Annotated in this window: 13 protein-coding genes and 2 pseudogenes; 5 read left to right on the top strand and 10 right to left on the bottom strand. The window is 44.2% G+C overall.

Annotation, left to right across the window (positions count from 1 at the left end):
* Positions 1-3 precede the first annotated feature (3 nt).
* Together LMJ53_RS09640 and LMJ53_RS09635 are read left to right on the top strand one after the other, a co-directional pair.
* Positions 4-267, top strand: a complete 264-nt coding sequence (locus LMJ53_RS09640) for a DsrH/TusB family sulfur relay protein (protein WP_229585865.1) — start codon at positions 4-6, stop codon at positions 265-267.
* Between the two features lie 31 nt (positions 268-298).
* Positions 299-640: a TusE/DsrC/DsvC family sulfur relay protein gene (locus LMJ53_RS09635; protein ID WP_267867490.1), complete on the top strand. Its 342-nt coding sequence runs from the start codon at positions 299-301 to the stop codon at positions 638-640.
* 9 nt (positions 641-649) lie between these two features.
* On the opposite strand, the gene serS is transcribed toward LMJ53_RS09635, so the two are convergent.
* The 6 genes and pseudogenes from serS to lrp form a co-directional block, all read right to left on the bottom strand.
* On the bottom strand, positions 650-1,939 hold the full coding sequence (serS, locus tag LMJ53_RS09630; RefSeq protein WP_229585864.1) for a serine--tRNA ligase: 1,290 nt from the start codon (positions 1,937-1,939) through the stop codon (positions 650-652).
* A gap of 102 nt (positions 1,940-2,041) precedes the next feature.
* Positions 2,042-3,370 carry a replication-associated recombination protein A gene (locus tag LMJ53_RS09625; protein ID WP_229585863.1) on the bottom strand — a complete coding sequence of 443 codons (1,329 nt, stop codon included), beginning with the start codon at positions 3,368-3,370 and terminating at the stop codon, positions 2,042-2,044.
* A gap of 20 nt (positions 3,371-3,390) precedes the next feature.
* Positions 3,391-4,095, bottom strand: coding sequence for an outer membrane lipoprotein chaperone LolA (gene lolA, locus LMJ53_RS09620; RefSeq protein WP_229585862.1), 705 nt, complete (start codon positions 4,093-4,095; stop codon positions 3,391-3,393).
* A pseudogene (locus LMJ53_RS09615) lies at positions 4,095-5,828 on the bottom strand (DNA translocase FtsK); the annotation flags it as partial. The pseudogene LMJ53_RS09615 and the gene lolA, both read right to left, overlap by 1 nt.
* Before the next feature lie 327 nt (positions 5,829-6,155).
* Positions 6,156-6,557: pseudogene (locus tag LMJ53_RS17145) on the bottom strand (DNA translocase FtsK 4TM domain-containing protein); the annotation flags it as partial.
* A 288-nt stretch (positions 6,558-6,845) separates the two neighbouring features.
* A complete protein-coding gene (lrp, locus tag LMJ53_RS09610) occupies positions 6,846-7,331 on the bottom strand; it encodes a leucine-responsive transcriptional regulator Lrp (protein ID WP_226751455.1) in 486 nt (161 codons plus the stop codon).
* A 134-nt stretch (positions 7,332-7,465) separates the two neighbouring features.
* On the opposite strand from lrp, the gene ald reads away from it, so the two are divergent.
* Positions 7,466-8,584, top strand: coding sequence for an alanine dehydrogenase (ald, locus tag LMJ53_RS09605; RefSeq protein ID WP_229585860.1), 1,119 nt, complete (start codon positions 7,466-7,468; stop codon positions 8,582-8,584).
* 294 nt (positions 8,585-8,878) lie between these two features.
* Positions 8,879-9,088, top strand: coding sequence for a transcription antiterminator/RNA stability regulator CspE (gene cspE / locus LMJ53_RS09600; protein ID WP_027670166.1), 210 nt, complete (start codon positions 8,879-8,881; stop codon positions 9,086-9,088).
* A gap of 721 nt (positions 9,089-9,809) precedes the next feature.
* Here cspE and LMJ53_RS09595 read toward each other — a convergent pair.
* Together LMJ53_RS09595 and LMJ53_RS09590 are read right to left on the bottom strand one after the other, a co-directional pair.
* Positions 9,810-11,639, bottom strand: coding sequence for a PAS domain S-box protein (locus tag LMJ53_RS09595; protein WP_229585859.1), 1,830 nt, complete (start codon positions 11,637-11,639; stop codon positions 9,810-9,812).
* A 401-nt stretch (positions 11,640-12,040) separates the two neighbouring features.
* Positions 12,041-13,408, bottom strand: coding sequence for a hypothetical protein (locus LMJ53_RS09590; RefSeq protein WP_229585858.1), 1,368 nt, complete (start codon positions 13,406-13,408; stop codon positions 12,041-12,043).
* Between the two features lie 399 nt (positions 13,409-13,807).
* Here LMJ53_RS09590 and LMJ53_RS09585 point away from each other — a divergent pair, with 399 nt between their 5' ends.
* The gene (locus tag LMJ53_RS09585; protein WP_229585857.1) at positions 13,808-14,035 is read left to right on the top strand and encodes a hypothetical protein; all 228 of its coding nucleotides are present in this window, start codon (positions 13,808-13,810) and stop codon (positions 14,033-14,035) included.
* A 78-nt stretch (positions 14,036-14,113) separates the two neighbouring features.
* Here the strand turns inward: LMJ53_RS09585 and LMJ53_RS09580 are convergent, their stop codons facing one another.
* Positions 14,114-15,565 (bottom strand): glyceraldehyde-3-phosphate dehydrogenase, encoded by a 1,452-nt coding sequence (locus LMJ53_RS09580; protein WP_226750990.1) that lies wholly within the window; start codon positions 15,563-15,565, stop codon positions 14,114-14,116.
* Positions 15,566-15,705: 140 nt separating this feature from the next.
* A complete protein-coding gene (msrB, locus tag LMJ53_RS09575) occupies positions 15,706-16,089 on the bottom strand; it encodes a peptide-methionine (R)-S-oxide reductase MsrB (RefSeq protein WP_229585856.1) in 384 nt (127 codons plus the stop codon).
* Positions 16,090-16,348: the final 259 nt, after the last annotated feature.

Raw genomic sequence — 16,348 nt, 5'->3', positions numbered from 1 at the left:
GCCATGCTACTGTTTAATCTTATTAACCCCGCAGCAGATTTAACCGAATTAGCCCAGCTCTGTACCCCAGCTGATACCGTACTTTTGCGCCAAGATGCCGTTTACCTAGTGTTACAGCCATCATTGCCTTTTACGTGCACGGTGCTGGCTTTATCGAGTGATCTAGCATGGCGTAATCTGGCCAAGCCAGCGCATATTCAGCTGATCAACGCACAAGAATGGGTGCAATTAACGGCAGCCGCGAATAAAAGCATCTTATGGCGTTAACGCCAGGTTTTATTAAGGATTGAAACTCAGTATGAGCATGACATTTTTGACAGTAGGCGATCAGCAGCTCGCATTAGACAAACACGGTTATTTAGCGCAGATGTCTGATTGGCAGCCGTCGGTAGCAGAGCGTTTTGCAGAATTAGAGCAGATAACCTTAACCGAGGCGCACTGGGAGGTGATCCGCTTTGTGCGAGAGTTTTATCAGGAATTTAATACTTCACCCGCAGTGCGGATGTTAGTCAAAGCCATGGCCGCCAAATTTGGCCCTGAAAAAGGCAGTAGTAAATATTTATTTATGTTGTTTCCAGAAGGCCCTGCTAAACAAGCCACTCGGCTAGCCGGTTTACCCAAACCAGCCAAGTGCTTATAACAGGCCGGTTTAACGCAGGTGCGTTTTGCCACCCATATAAGGCTGTAACACGGCAGGAATAGCCACTGAGCCGTCGGCTTGTTGATAGTTTTCTAATATCGCTACCAAGGTGCGACCTACCGCTAAACCTGAGCCATTTAAAGTATGCAGCAACTCTGGCTTTTTACCTTCTGCTGAACGGAAACGTGCTTGCATGCGACGAGCTTGGAAATCGCCCATGTTTGAGCAAGACGAAATTTCACGATAAGTATTTTGCGCCGGTAACCACACTTCTAAATCATAGGTTTTACAGGCACCAAAGCCCATATCGCCAGTACAAAGCAACATGACCCGATACGGTAAGCCGAGCAGTTGTAAGATTTTCTCGGCATGGCCCGTCAGCTCTTCTAATGCGGCCATTGATAGTTCTGGATGCACCAACTGCACCAATTCTACTTTATCAAATTGGTGTTGGCGGATCAGGCCTCGCGTATCACGACCATATGAGCCGGCTTCACTACGAAAACAAGGGGTATGCGCTGTATATTTAATCGGTAACTCGTTTACATCGACAATGCTGTCACGCGCCAAGTTGGTCACCGGTACTTCTGCCGTAGGGATCAACGCCATACCTTGACCTTCCTCGGTCGCCGGTTGAGTATGAAATAAATCGGCACTGAATTTGGGTAACTGGCCGGTGCCATATAAACTGTCGTGATTCACTAAATAAGGCACGTACAACTCGGTGTAGGCATGCTGTTCAGTATGCACATCTAACATAAATTGCGCTAAAGCACGATGCAGTTTGGCCATTTGCCCTTTCATCACCACAAAGCGCGAGCCTGAAAGTTTTACGGCACTTTCAAAATCTAAGCCTTCAGCATAGGCCTCACCTAAGGCCACATGATCTTTGACCGGAAAAGCAAATGTTGCCGGCTCACCGACACGTCGCACTTCAACATTGGCTTGCTCATCGGCGCCGACAGGTACAGATGCATCCGGTAAATTTGGCAAACTTAAGGCAATTCTGTCTAATTCGGCTAACACCGCATCCAAACGTAACTTGGCTGCATCTAATTGTGCGCCTAAACCATCCACTTCAGCTAACAGTGGTGTAATGTCTTCACCGCGGCCTTTAGCTTGACCAATGCCTTTTGATTTAGTGTTACGTAAGTTTTGCAGATCTTGCGTTTGCATCTGCAATTCGCGACGTTGTTCTTCCAAAGCAGTTAAGGTGGCAACATCTAGCGTTAAACCACGCGTTGCTAAACGTTCGGCAGTTTGCGCTAGCTCAGCGCGAAGAAATTTTGGATCTAACATAGTAATAACTTCTTGTGGCCAACCCGAGGGTGGCAATTAATCGAATAGGTCAGAATATTAACCAGCGTCGCGGCAAATTGAAATGCTTTTCCTTGATTTTCCTCAAGGCTGACGCTTGTTTTTACTGTTGGCGTCTAATTCACGTAAATAGCGTAGCTTTTCTGCCAATTGTTTTTCCATGCCACGATCAGAGGGGTGATAAAATTGTTGTCCCCAAAGCTCTGCAGGTAAATAGCGCTCGCCCGCCGCATAGGCACCGGGTTCGTTGTGGGCATAGCGATACTGTGCCCCATGCCCCAATTGTTTTTGTAACTGAGTGGGCGCGTTACGCAGGTGCAGCGGCACGGGATAATCCGTTTGGCTGGCCACTAACTGCTTCATGTCATTGAAGGCTTGATAAACCGCATTACTTTTTGGCGCTAGCGCTAAATACACCGCGGCTTGTGCGATAGCCCGCTCTCCCTCGGCTGGCCCCACCCGCTGAAAGGTATCCCAAGCATCCTTAGCCAAGGTCAGCGCGCGAGGATCGGCATTACCAATATCTTCACTGGCAATGGCCAGCAAACGTCTGGCAACGTAAAGTGGATCGCCGCCACCGGCCAAAATACGGCAATACCAATACAAGGCGGCATCCGGATCGGAGCCGCGTACGGATTTATGAAAAGCAGAAATCAGGTCGTAAAATAATTCACCTTCACGATCAAAACCCGGTAATTGTTGCGGCACAATTTGCCGTACTTGCTCAACACTGATGGTGGCATCCTGCACCAGCTCAGCTAATTGCTCTAAAATGTTTAATAAACGCCGCGCATCGCCGGCACTTAATTGAATTAATAGCTGCTCAGCAGCAGGGCTTAAGCTGAGTTTAAGCGCAGCCAACCCCTCAGGGTGGCTGTGCAAGGTACGTGTTAATACCTGCTTTAAATCTGCATCGGTTAACGGTTTTAACACGCACACCCGAGTGCGAGATAACACAGCGTTATTTAACGCAAAGGCGGGGTTTTCGGTGGTCGCACCGATGAAAATAATAGTGCCATCTTCGATAAAGGGTAAAAAAGCGTCTTGCTGGGCTTTGTTAAAACGATGTACTTCATCAACAAACAATAAGGTGCGCTGTTGATACTGCTGCTGGCGTAATTTCGCTTCGCTAATGGCTTCACGGATCTCTTTCACACCGGCAGTTACCGCAGAAAGTCGCTGCATGCTAGCCTTGGCATGACTGGCAATAATTTCAGCTAGGGTGGTTTTACCGGTGCCTGGCGGCCCCCACAAGATCAACGAAAAAACGCGTCCCGCGAGGATCGCTTGATAGAGCGGTGTACCCGGCGCCACGATATGCTGCTGCCCAACATAATGCTCTAAAGTACGTGGCCGCATGCGCGCGGCCAACGGCATCAAGTTGTCATTAAAATCGAAAGGTAAGCTACTCATCAGGCAAGCAACTGTAGAAATTAACGCTGACGTTGATCATCAACATCTAAATTTTTGCTCACGGTAAAAGTAAACAGCTTATCGGCAATACTGCTATTAACCTTGATCTTACTAAACAAATAAACGCTTTGTTGTTGGTTGATATCAATAACTTGCATTTCAACTAACTGATCCCCTTTAAAGGTCAGCATCAGTTGCTGCACCGGATTACCGGCATCGAGAGGATGTATAAAAAAGCTCTGTTGCTGCTGCGTCACTTGATACTGCTGCCATAACGCTTTATCCGTAGAGGTGAGCAGTGCAAAAGGCGTTTGACCCACTTCACTGTTGGCATCATAAATACTGACTTGTTCAAGCAACTCGTTGTAAAACCACAAGGTTTTACCATCACTGACTAACAATGACTGCTCTGGCGTTTCACTTTCAAAACGAAAACGCGCATGTTGTTTTAACGCCAACTTACCCTGACCTTCTTGCAACAATTGCTGCTGAATATCATAAACTCGCTGTTGATAATCTGCGGAAAAACTCTTAATTTTCGCCAGTTGCTGCATCAAGGGCTGACTGGCATCTTCGCTCGCCATGCGCTGTTGCCGTAATGCCTGCATATGTGGCGCAAAATCAGGTCGTGCCACGACTTCTACCGTTTGCGCTGATAACGTAGAGGTTAACCCTGCTGCGGTTAAACTGGTTAAGAGCAAAACGACCACTGCACTTTTTTTCATTAATACCCTCTATTATTTGGCGCAGGTACCACGACTTCGCGATTACCATTGTGTCCCGGCGCACTGACAACGCCACTACTTTCCATTTGTTCTACTAACCGTGCAGCACGGTTATAACCGATCCGAAACTTGCGCTGTACGCCAGAGACCGAAGCTCGACGCGATTCGATAACAAAAGCAACCGCCTGATCATATAAAGGATCCGATTCGCCGTCTTCCGTTTCGAGTGTTTCACCAGGCAATAAGTTCTCTTCAGTCGTTTCGCCACTTAAAATCTCAGCAATATATTGAGGCTTGCCACGTTTTTTCCAATCTGCGACTACCGCATGAACTTCATGATCATCAACAAAAGCACCATGCACCCGTGTTGGCACACCGGAACCAGGCGGTAAATACAACATATCGCCCTGCCCTAATAAGCTTTCGGCCCCTTGCTGATCCAGAATGGTACGCGAGTCAATTTTTGACGACACCTGAAAGGCAATGCGGGTAGGAATGTTGGCTTTAATTAAGCCGGTGATCACATCCACGGAAGGACGCTGTGTCGCCAGGATTAAATGGATCCCCGCGGCCCGGGCTTTTTGCGCGATACGAGCAATCAGCTCCTCCACTTTTTTACCGACGATCATCATCATGTCGGCAAATTCATCGATTACCACGACAATAGCCGGTAATTTCTCTAATAATGGCGCTTCAGTGCGCATATCATCAGAGGGTTTCCATAGCGGGTCTTTCAGTGGCTCGCCTTCGGCAGCCGCTTCTTTAACTTTAAGGTTGTAGCCTTTTAAGTTACGCACACCTAAGGCTGACATTAATTTATAGCGACGTTCCATTTCACCCACACACCAACGCAGGCCATTGGCGGCGTCTTTCATGTCGGTAACCACTTCGGTTAATAAATGCGGAATACCTTCGTAAATCGACAATTCCAACATTTTGGGATCAATCATTAAGAAGCGCACATCATCAGGGGTTGATTTGTATAACAAACTACAAATCATCACGTTAACCCCTACTGATTTACCCGAACCGGTTGTACCGGCCACTAATAAATGCGGCATTTTGGCTAAGTCGGCCACCACTGATTTACCGGCGATATCTTTGCCTAACACCATGGTTAAAGCTGATTTGGACTCCGTGAAGATCTCATCGCCAATCACTTCAGATAAACGCACAATTTCTCGATGCTGGTTCGGTAACTCTAAACCGATAAAGCTTTTACCTGGGATAACTTCCACAACACGAACACTGATTGCGGATAATGAGCGTGCTAAATCTTTGGCTAAACCCGTAATTTTACTCACTTTAACCCCAGGGGCTAAGTCTAATTCAAAACGGGTGACGACTGGGCCAGGGTGAACACCGACCACTTGCGCTTCAACATTAAAATCTAATAGCTTGGCTTCAACTAAGCGCGACACACGCTCTAAATCGGCGGGGTCAATCGGATTAATCGCTTTATCGGGGCGATCCAATAAGGCTAAAGACGGTAACTCTTCCAGCGAGTGCGCGACTTCTTCACTGTCATCAACCGCGTCATCCTCGTCTGGCGGGAACTGCATCAACGGATCCAGTTCTTCCTCTTGCTGCATATATTTGAAGGTGCTGGTAACATGTTCTGCATCAAAGGGATCATCCACCGCACTAAAAGACAGTTGATCATCCGCCAAGGTGTCAACACTGTAATAAGCTTTGCTTTCAGTTCGTTCATTCAATGGCCGGATAGGCAGCGGCTCTTTGCGTTTAATGGCTGGCACATTATCATCACTAAAAGAAAAATGCGGATCGACACTTTCTGGCGGCTCGCTAAAATCAATATCATCGTCAATCGGCTCAGGCATCCGAGTTATACGCGCGCGTTTGGCGATGGCTTTGGTAGGTGGCGCGAGCTCTTCTTCTCGTTCCAGTTCAGCTTTGCGCTCGGCATTGGCCGCTCGCCGCTCGGCCAAGAATTGAGGAAAATTCAGCACAAGATTAAACAGGGCAAAACATTGTGCGCCTAAATAATCCGCCACGGTTAGCCAAGAAATACCGGTTAATAAAGTCAAGCCGGTGGCAAAGGCGCACAGTAATAACAGGCTGGTGCCAATAAAATTAAAATACGGCAGCAAATTACCGCTTATCCGATCGCCTAACACGCCACCGGAAGAGAAATAATAGATATCATTGAAATTCATGCTGCTAATGGCTGTTGCCGCACACAGTGTCAACAACACACCAAATAAACGTAAGCCTAGAATTAAATAATCGAGTTGTAATAAGTCATGGTAGCGCTTAAACAACAGATAACCGGTTAACGCCACCACAAAAGGCAGCAAATAGGCTACCCAGCCAAAACTGACCAACAACACATCGGCTAACCAAGCGCCACTGCGCCCAGCATAATTATTAATTTGTTGATGATAGCCTGTTTGTGACCAGCTCGGATCGGCTGGGTCAAAAGACAACAGTGACAGCAACATAAAAAGTGCCAGGCCAGAAAAAACTATCAGCCCCACTTCTAATAATCGCTGTACTCCATTTAACGTGAAAAACACTTTGCTTTGCAAAAGAGAGGCCCCTAAATTCGTCATCACACTTGGCTACGCAACGCCGGTTTCATACCATGAATTGCCACTAGCGCTCAGTCACGACTGCCTGTCGCCACTGACGCGACTAGGTTACCAGAGCTGGGGTAAAAGTGCATCTATGTCAGGCATAGCGTAACGGCTTTTCGCTGAATGATAGCTGTATAAAGCCAATAACTTAGCTTAAACCATCGGCACAAAACTACTTTGTTTCACCTCTTCCATCACCACATAGGTACGGCTTTCGCGCACACTGGGTAAACGGAGTAAGGTTTCCCCTAATAACTCTCGGTATGCCGCCATATTTGCAACACGGGTTTTCAGTAAAAAATCGAAGCTACCCGATACCAAATGACACTCTTGGATCTCTGATAACTTTTGCACCGCTTTACTGAACTCATCAAAGTCTTCCGGCGAGGTTTTGCTTAGCGTTATTTCAACAAAAACCAATAATGCGGCCCCCACTTTGTGTGGGTCAACTTGCGCGGTATAGCCCAAGATATAACCTTCAGATTCTAGCTTTCGCACTCGCTCTAAACAGGGCGTAGGACTAAGCCCTACCCTTCTGGCTAATTCCACATTGGCTAAACGACCATCGAGTTGTAATTCGACTAATATTTTTCGATCAATCCTATCTAACTTCTTGATACTCTTACTTAAAGAATACATAGCAGCATAAAATCCCGACTTATAACCATAAACAGCATATTGCACTATTTAGCAAACTTAAAACAAGCAGTAATTCTGGTTTTTTGCCGCTATACTTCCTAAAAATATTACTCAACTGAACCAAGGTGAAACATATGATTATCGGTGTACCTAAAGAAATCAAAAACCATGAATACCGTGTCGGCATGACGCCAGCAAGCGTTCGCGAACTGATTGGCCATGGCCACAGCGTGTTGGTTGAACAACAAGCCGGTATGGGTATCGGTTTTACCGATGAAGATTATCAAGCTGCCGGTGCTTCTGTATTAGCGACTGCGGCTGACGTGTTCGCACAAGCAGACATGATTGTAAAAGTAAAAGAGCCACAAGCCGTTGAACGTGCCATGTTACGTGATGGCCAAATTCTGTTCACTTACCTGCACTTAGCGCCGGATCCAGAACAAACTGCTGATTTAATCAATTCAAAAGCGGTTTGTATCGCTTATGAAACAGTCACCGATAATAAAGGCGGTTTACCGTTATTAGCGCCTATGTCAGAAGTGGCTGGCCGCATGTCAATTCAAGCCGGTGCTCGTGCTTTAGAAAAATCTTGTGCTGGTCGCGGTATGTTATTAGGCGGTGTACCTGGTGTTGCACCCGCTAAAGTCGTGGTTGTCGGTGGCGGTATGGTGGGTACTAACGCGGCGCAAATGGCCTTAGGTTTAGGTGCAGATGTTACCGTACTGGATCGTAATGTGGATGTATTACGCCGCATTAACGCTCAGTTCAACGGCGCAGTTAAGGCCATTTACTCAACTGCTGATGCCTTAGAACAAGAAGTCTTAGCCGCTGATTTGGTGATTGGTGGTGTATTAGTTCCAGGCGCAGCCGCGCCTAAGCTGATTACCCGTGACCATATCAAACGCATGAAGCCAGGCTCAGCTATTGTTGATGTGGCGATTGACCAAGGCGGTTGTGTGGAAACCTCAAAACCCACTACCCATGCCGATCCAACTTATATTGTTGATGAAGTTGTGCATTACTGTGTTGCGAACATGCCAGGTGCGGTACCACGTACCTCTACTTTCGCCTTGAACAATGCCACCCTGCCTTTCATTATTCGTTTGGCGAACAAAGGCTACAAAAAAGCCTTACAAGATGACAAGCATCTGTTAGCGGGTCTAAACGTGTACCGTGGCTTAGTAACCAACGAAAGTGTTGCTGACGCGTTAAAACTGGCTTACGTAGCGCCAGAAACCGCTATTGGTGCCTAATTAGCGTTGCCTTTAGTCTGAGCATACAGCCGGTATTTTTTACCGGCTTTTTTATTTCTGCTTGTTTTAACGATTTATTATCCGATAAAGCTATACATTCCGCTCAGACCTGTTATAGTGCTTTCCGGCCTGTAGTACAGACCTATGTAACAACTTGTTTTTGAAAACTTCGCTACACAGCTTCGCTTGTAAGTCATGTCCTGAAGATTCACGCACGTTTGGCCACATAAGTAACAGTCAGGCTAAAAGCGCATTTCGCGTTAAATAACTTTTTAAAATTTTTAGGAGTCTCTCATGGCTAAAGTAACTGGTGTAGTAAAGTGGTTCAACGCAGATAAAGGTTTCGGTTTCATCACTCAAGACAACGGCGGCGCTGACGCTTTCGTTCACTTCCGTGCTATCCAAACTGAAGGTTACAAAACCTTAAACGAAGGCCAACGTGTTGCTTTCGAAATCGAACAAGGCCAAAAAGGCCCACAAGCTGCTAACGTAACTGTACTGTAATAGTACTTTTATAACGCGCTTCTCGATTTGAGATAGTATAAAAGGTCAGCTTGCTGGCCTTTTTTGTTTCTGCCATTCCTGTTTCTACTTACCTCGTTTGTTTGCTGTTGTTTCCTCTGATATTTTATATTGCCTTGTTCTGCATTCTCGCATTCTGCTGGTTAATCACCTTCAAAGAACCACTCACTTGTAAACGTTCTTACCACTAGTTGCAAATTCACACCACCACAGGCACTTAATTTCGCCAACCTGAATAGCTTCGGTAGCTTCGGGGGCAGACATCAAGACCCTTAACGTTTTCGCCGTTGGCGAGATACTTTCTTTTGCGTCGCCAAAAGAAAGTATCCAAAGAAAATGCGACCCCACTTCCGCTCGAAAGCCCAACTGCTCATGCGCTGTCCAAGGCGAAAAGCTAACTCGCGCTATGCTTCGTCGCCGCACTCAAACACCCGTTTTCTTAAAACCTTGGCCAACGATGATCAGTCGGCTCGCTCTAAGGGGAATAAAAGCCTGAACAGTAATGGTTTTAGCAAATACCAAGTATGTTCAACTGATACTTGCGCAACCCTCTTAATCAAGCCCTAACCTATTTACGGATTAATGTGCACGATGCTTTGGAAGCCACAGAAAACTCTGAACTCTAACTGTCTTGTAAAAGCTGGGAAGTCCATAGTTGCATTTTGAGCAGCGACTGACTGAGATACATTTAGCGGGTTTTGCTTTAGTTTATGGGCAGTAAAATCCAAAAGGTACTACCTTGCCCCTCCACGGATTCATAACCAATATGGCCATTCATTCCTTCAATCAGAGCCTTGCTGATGGCAAGCCCTAAACCTGAACCTTTGACGCTTCTGATGTTACCTGAATCCGCTTGTGAAAATTTTTCAAATACGTGTGGTACAAACGCTTCTGAAATGCCAATACCCTTATCTTCGACAGAAATTTTTGCATAACCGTCTGTAATCGTGGCTTGAACTTTGACAGGGTATTTAGCCAATGAAAACTTGATTGCATTGGAAAGCAAATTAATAACCACTTGTATAAAACGATGTTCATCAACGTTGACAACAGCTTGAGCTGCAGCAGGAGAAAAATCCTTAATAAGCAGATGCTCACTATAATGAGCTACTGAATTGATGGCTTGCTCAATCAGGTCAACTAGTTGATGTGGTATAAGATTGTACGTCATTCTGCCTTCAGAGATTTTTTCTATATCGAGCAGATCATTGACTAAAAAGGCCAGTCGTTCAGTATTCTCTTGAGCTATCTTTAGTAAATAACTGACCTTAGCAGGTAGAGATTGCGTTGAGAGCAATTTGCCAGACAAAATCAACTTAATGCTGCCTAAAATTGACGTTAGCGGTGTTCGAAGTTCGTGGCTGACCGTTGAGATAAACTCGTTTTTTAAGCGTTCAACGTGTTTTCGCTCACTAATATCAATTATTTGTGAAACAAAATATAGTACCTTGCTGTCTTCGGATCTCACGGTTGAGACACACAGAATTGCATCGATAAAATGCCCCTGTTTATGGCGATATCGCTTCTCCATCTGATAGCTTTCTCGTTTTCCATCGATGGTCTCATATAAGAGTTCTAGGTCGGCTTGAAGATCGTCCGGATGGGTAATATCTTGAAATGTCAGTCGTAAAAATTCAGCTTCGGTATAACCCAGCATGTTAGAAAGGGCTGGGTTCACTTTTAACCATTGACCTTCAGTGGACACTAATGCCATGCCGATACCGGAATGATAAAAGCTGTTACTAAACGTATCTTCAACAACGCGCAACTTTTCCTGATAAGAGGCAAGTTGGCTTATATCCTGTCGAGTCCCGATAAGCGAATCGTAAGAGCCATTTTTGGTTAAATCAAACAGCTTTGCTCTATCAACCACCCAAATGTACTTGCCCGTCTTGTGCATTACCCGATAATGCATCTCGTAAGAGTGTGCCGCCATCTTAGTGCAAGCTTCAAGCTGCTTTATTGCCAAATCTTTATCGGCAGGATGAATTAAGTCTAACCATTGTTTAAATGAAAAAGGGGTTAGAACTTCTAGGGTAAAACCGAGCATTTCTGCCCATCGCTTATCAATGCGCATCTCATCTTTGTGCAAGTTCCACTCCCAGACAGCAGCATTTGCACCATCAATAATTGCCTCCATCCTGGTTCTGGCATCAACCAATTGCTGAATAGGGCTGCCTTCAGGAATAATAAAGATCACGTCACCCTGGCTATTTTTTACTGGCCTTAAACTAAATAATATCGTGGTGCGAGCGCCGTCTTTAATTAGAACTTCTGCTTCGTAGGTAACGGCCTGTCCTGAAAGCGCTTTTGCAAAGTTTTCGCGCAAGCGTTCACGCTCTAAGGTTGAGGATTGCCACCAATAACAATCCCAGAAGTACTTACCAATGACATCGTCATGTGTGATACCCGCAACTTCAACGGCAGTATTATTTGCTTCAAGCAACACGCCGTCGGTGTTTAAAAAACCAATAAAGGTAAAGGTGGAGTTAAAGATGCCGCGAAATTTGTCAGAAAGCTCAATAGGAGTCATAGTTTAAATCTTTAACTTTCTAATTAAGTTAAGAGCTTAGCTGACTGGGTTCTCCAGAGCAATGTGTTTACAACGAAAGCGTAGCTTCAGGATTAGATACCAAGACCCTTAACGTTTTGGCCGTTGGCGAGATACTTTCTTTTGCGTCGCCAAAAGAAAGTTTCCAAAGAAAATGCGACCCCACTTCCGCTCGAAAGCCCAACTGCTCATGCGTTGTCCAAGGCGAAAACGTAACTCGCGCGGCACTTCGTCGCCGCACTCAAACACCCGTTTTCTTAAAACCTTGGCCAACGATGATCAGTCGGCTCGCTCTAAGGGGAATAAAAAGCCAGAGCGGTATTCGCTTAGCTGAATAGCTTGTTTGTGCCAAAAGCAGAAGTTTACAAGTGTTTAATGCCACTTTAGTGGTTGCTATCAAACGGTGTAATTTTTGAAAAATAATTGGACTCAATAACTTCAAGTAATGCTCTATCATTTAATACATCACCTAAGGTTTTTATTAGAAAGTCATAATCAGTAAATTCGCTTTCAACCGTAAGTAATTTATTTATCCATCTCCACATATTCTCCTCACCAATAACATGTTCCAATTTGATCCAATTTGTCGGGGCATATGTGTAAAAGTACAAGTTTCTATCACCATAGCCACTTGAAGATTTTATTTCGCTAATCGGTATCAGTTTGGCATTTATTAACTCTTTAAGTTTATTGTCGACGATGTTGTTAAAGACATCTTCACCGATCAATTCTTTTGTAAGTTTTAGAGATATATATTCTGAGAATGACTCTGACAACATATCACCCAGTTCAGAATTAAACTTTCTATAAGTACCAAAATAATAATGCGCTAATTCGTGTGCTATAAAAGGCTTGAACCAATTAGATTTTTCGTCATTTATTAAATCACTTAATCCGCCTTCAGGGTGACCTACATTAACAATGCTAGGGTATGCTACAAAAAGCCAACTGTTATTTTTAGAGATTGGTGTTGTATGTATGAATACGACACTATCACCATATGGCAGATTTAGTTTTTCTTGATAAAATTTTTCAAATGATGAGATAACGTTACCAAAATCAACCATTTGCTCATTTGAAAGTCCTGTATTTAAGAAGTAGCTGCCATTTGATTTTTCTATTTCGAAATCACCTGCAAATAGCATTAATTCCACAGGATTTTCGCTAATAAACTTACCTGCTTTGCCTGAAACTGGCGAGCTACCGTTCAGGTAAATTGATTTACAATCAGTACATTTAACCTCAATGTCATATGTCACGGAATCAAACCTGACATCCTTATCAATGTCATAAAGGACTGGATACCACGATGCTTGCATCCCGTCGGATCTTAATGTTTTTCCGTTAAATGCAATATTTCCTTTCCAGTCACCATGTTGGCTTGCTTTATCCATATCTGAAATCACAGGAAATTTACCTGTATACTTAAAGCTTAGTGACTTCGGGAGAAACTTTTCTTTACCACTATTATCAGGAAGATAGTATCCGAAGCTTTCGTATGAATATTCCTCATTGTATTTTTTCCGGAAAGCATAATTGAAGCTATCGTCTTTATCTCTAAAGTATTCAATGTTTAAACCAGAGTTAATAAAGATGTAGTAATTTTTGATTTTTGGGATGTTGCTGAGTTTTAGTTCAGCTTCAATTGTTCCCTTCTCAATTGAAAGGATTAAAGTACCAGATAGTTTAAGGGGTTCTGCAAATGCTGATGTTGAGAATAATACAAGAATAAAAAATAATGTGTTTTTCATAAACGTCCATTTCATGCGGGTATTTTAGTAAACTGAGGTAAGTCAAACCTGAAAATATTTGCCTAATTTTCTCATCTTGTCTCAGGCTTCCATACGCACTTTTAGCTGATAGGCAACAAAGTGTCAATTATGGGTTTATAAAGCTCATAATCTTAAATGCGATTGCTGATAATTTTTAGTACTTACGAAAGATTGTTTATCTCTCTTAGATGCCGGTCTGCTGAGTAAGAAATCAGTGGTAGCTTCGGGGTTAGATAACAAGACCCTTAACGTTTTCGCCGTAGGCGAAAACGTTGTTTACTTATAAGTTATTGAAGATATGCGCATAGACATTTTGGTGTGGCAGGTATTTCTGTTGATCGCTCAAAGCAGTAATAATCTTAAAACCGAAATACGCCTGTGTCTGATGCGCTTTTAAATCCCATTACGTTGCAAGCCGCAACGTGGGTCGAATTTTCTTTGGTGACTTTCTTTTGGCGAAACAAAAGAAAGTTACTCGCCAACGGCGAAAAAGTTGTTTCTTTAATACGTTATTGCGGACATGCGCATAAACATTTTGGCGCAGCAGGAATGCCTGTTCTTCGCTCTAAGCAGCATCCTGCTGCCATCACTAAACAACGCTATTAGCTAAACTATTTCGACACAACAGCAAACAACAGACATAAAAAAGCCCGCAAACAGCGGGCTTTCTAAATGGCACAAAAATTATTTTGCGATTGGCAAGGTTGGGTATTTAATACCCGCCATTTCATTCATTACGCGAGTAACCTGCACACTGTAACCAAACTCGTTATCGTACCATACGTATAACACACAGCGATCACCGTCTACGATTGTCGCTTGCGAGTCCACTACCCCTGCGTAGCGCGAGCCTACTAAGTCAGAAGACACGATTTCGGTTGAACTGGTAAAATCGATTTGATCTTGCAGTTCAGAGAACAGTGACGTGCGCTGTAAGAAATCGTTTAGCTCATCTTTGTTGGTTTCACGATTCAAGTTTAACGATAAAATCGCCATTGACACGTTAGGCGTTGGCACACGGATCGCATTACCGGTTAACTTACCTTTTAACTCAGGCAAGGCTTTAGCCACCGCACTGGCGGCACCCGTTGAAGTTAACACCATATTTAACGGTGCGGCACGGCCACGGCGATCGGCTTTGTGGAAGTTATCAATCAAGTTTTGATCGTTGGTGTAAGAATGCACGGTTTCTACGTGACCATTGCGAATACCGTACTCATCTTGCAGTGCTTTTAATACCGGCGTTATGGCGTTAGTGGTACAACTGGCTGCAGAAACAATTTTATGCTCTGGCGTGATCATATGCTGGTTAACACCATATACCACGTTCGGTACTTCACCTTTAGCCGGTGCGGTAATTAATACGCGAGCCGCACCTTTGCTTTGCAAATGAATGGATAATTCTTTATCGTCTTTAAATATACCGGTGTTATCGACGATCAGCGCGTTATCAATACCGTATTGGGTATAATCAACTTGCTCTGGAGAGTTGGCGTAAATCACTTTGATAAAAGTACCGTTAGCTTTAATGCCTTGGTTCTCTTCATCGACAGTAATGCTGCCATTGAAAGGGCCATGAATAGAATCGCGACGTAACAAGCTGGCGCGTTTTTCTAAGTCACCTTTTTTACCACCACGTACCACTATCGCTTTTAAACGTAATTTACTGCTAGGGCCTGAACGCTCTAACATTAAGCGGGCAACTAAGCGGCCAATTCGACCGAAACCATAGAGCACAACATCGACGGGTGTCACTTGATCTTCGTGATCAAGAATATCCGCTAGCTCTTGAGCTAAATATTGCTCAAGCGTTAGGCCTGTTGCATTGTCTTTGTATAAATAGGCGTAAGCCAATTTACCAATATCTACCCGACCGGGTGCCAAATTCATTTTACTGATGGCTTCTAATAACGGAAAACTCTCACGAAGGCGTAATTTTTGGCCTTCGAACCGCTCTACTGTTTTATGCGCTTTGATAATATCAATGGTGGTAGCATTAACTAAAGGCCGTCCATAGATGACCACCTCGATGCCTTTATTACGATAAAGCCGACCAATGATAGGTAACATGTTTTCGGCGTATTCCTGGCGTTCCTGCCAGCTTTTTTGATACTGTTCTGCGTGTGATAGGGTCATTATTAGGCCTTTTACTTCAATAAAATGAATTAATCGGTGTGCCTATGCCGCTTTTCTGTAGGATACAGCGGTTTTTATAAGGCGGCCTATTGTAATTGATTATGAAACCCTACCACAACACTTACAGCTTAAATATAGGCTTAAGTCTTATGGGTGAAAGTTAATGCAGCAGAATTAACACAGTAACGCTGCCCGGTTGGCGCAGGCCCGTCTTCAAACACATGGCCTAAGTGGGCATCGCAATTATTGCAAACAATTTCAATGCGCTGCATACCATGGCTATGGTCTTCTTCATAACGTACCTTCCCCGCTAACGATTGATAAAAACTGGGCCAGCCGCACCCGGAATCAAATTTCGTGCTGGCATTAAATAATTCTGCACCGCAACAGACACAGTGATAAGTGCCTGCGGCGGTATGGTGTAATAATTCACCCGTGAATGGATATTCTGTGCCTTTTAAGCGCGTCACCCGAAATTGCTCTTCGGTTAAACGCTGCCGCCATTCTGCTTCTGATAATTTCATTTGATGATCCTGTATTATCTAATAACACTGACATCAATATACGCTGCGCGCTGCGCTTAGCTCAATCAGTTTGTCTCTAACCTGGCTAAAAGCATAAGGATGGCCAATGGCTGCTGCTTTAAAACAAGCTTATAGCAAAATGAATCAACAAAACTGGTTAGCTGCAAGCATTGTGTAAGTAGGCTTAGCCAACATTACACAGCCGTTACGACATGACTTAACGATAGCACTTATCGATGCGCTAGTTAGCTATTTGTTG

Source organism: Rheinheimera sp. UJ51, assembly GCF_020819615.1.
Classification (GTDB): domain Bacteria; phylum Pseudomonadota; class Gammaproteobacteria; order Enterobacterales; family Alteromonadaceae; genus Alishewanella; species Alishewanella maricola.
Note: the sequence above shows the minus strand (reverse complement) of the source record. Positions and strands in the feature narration are given on the sequence as shown.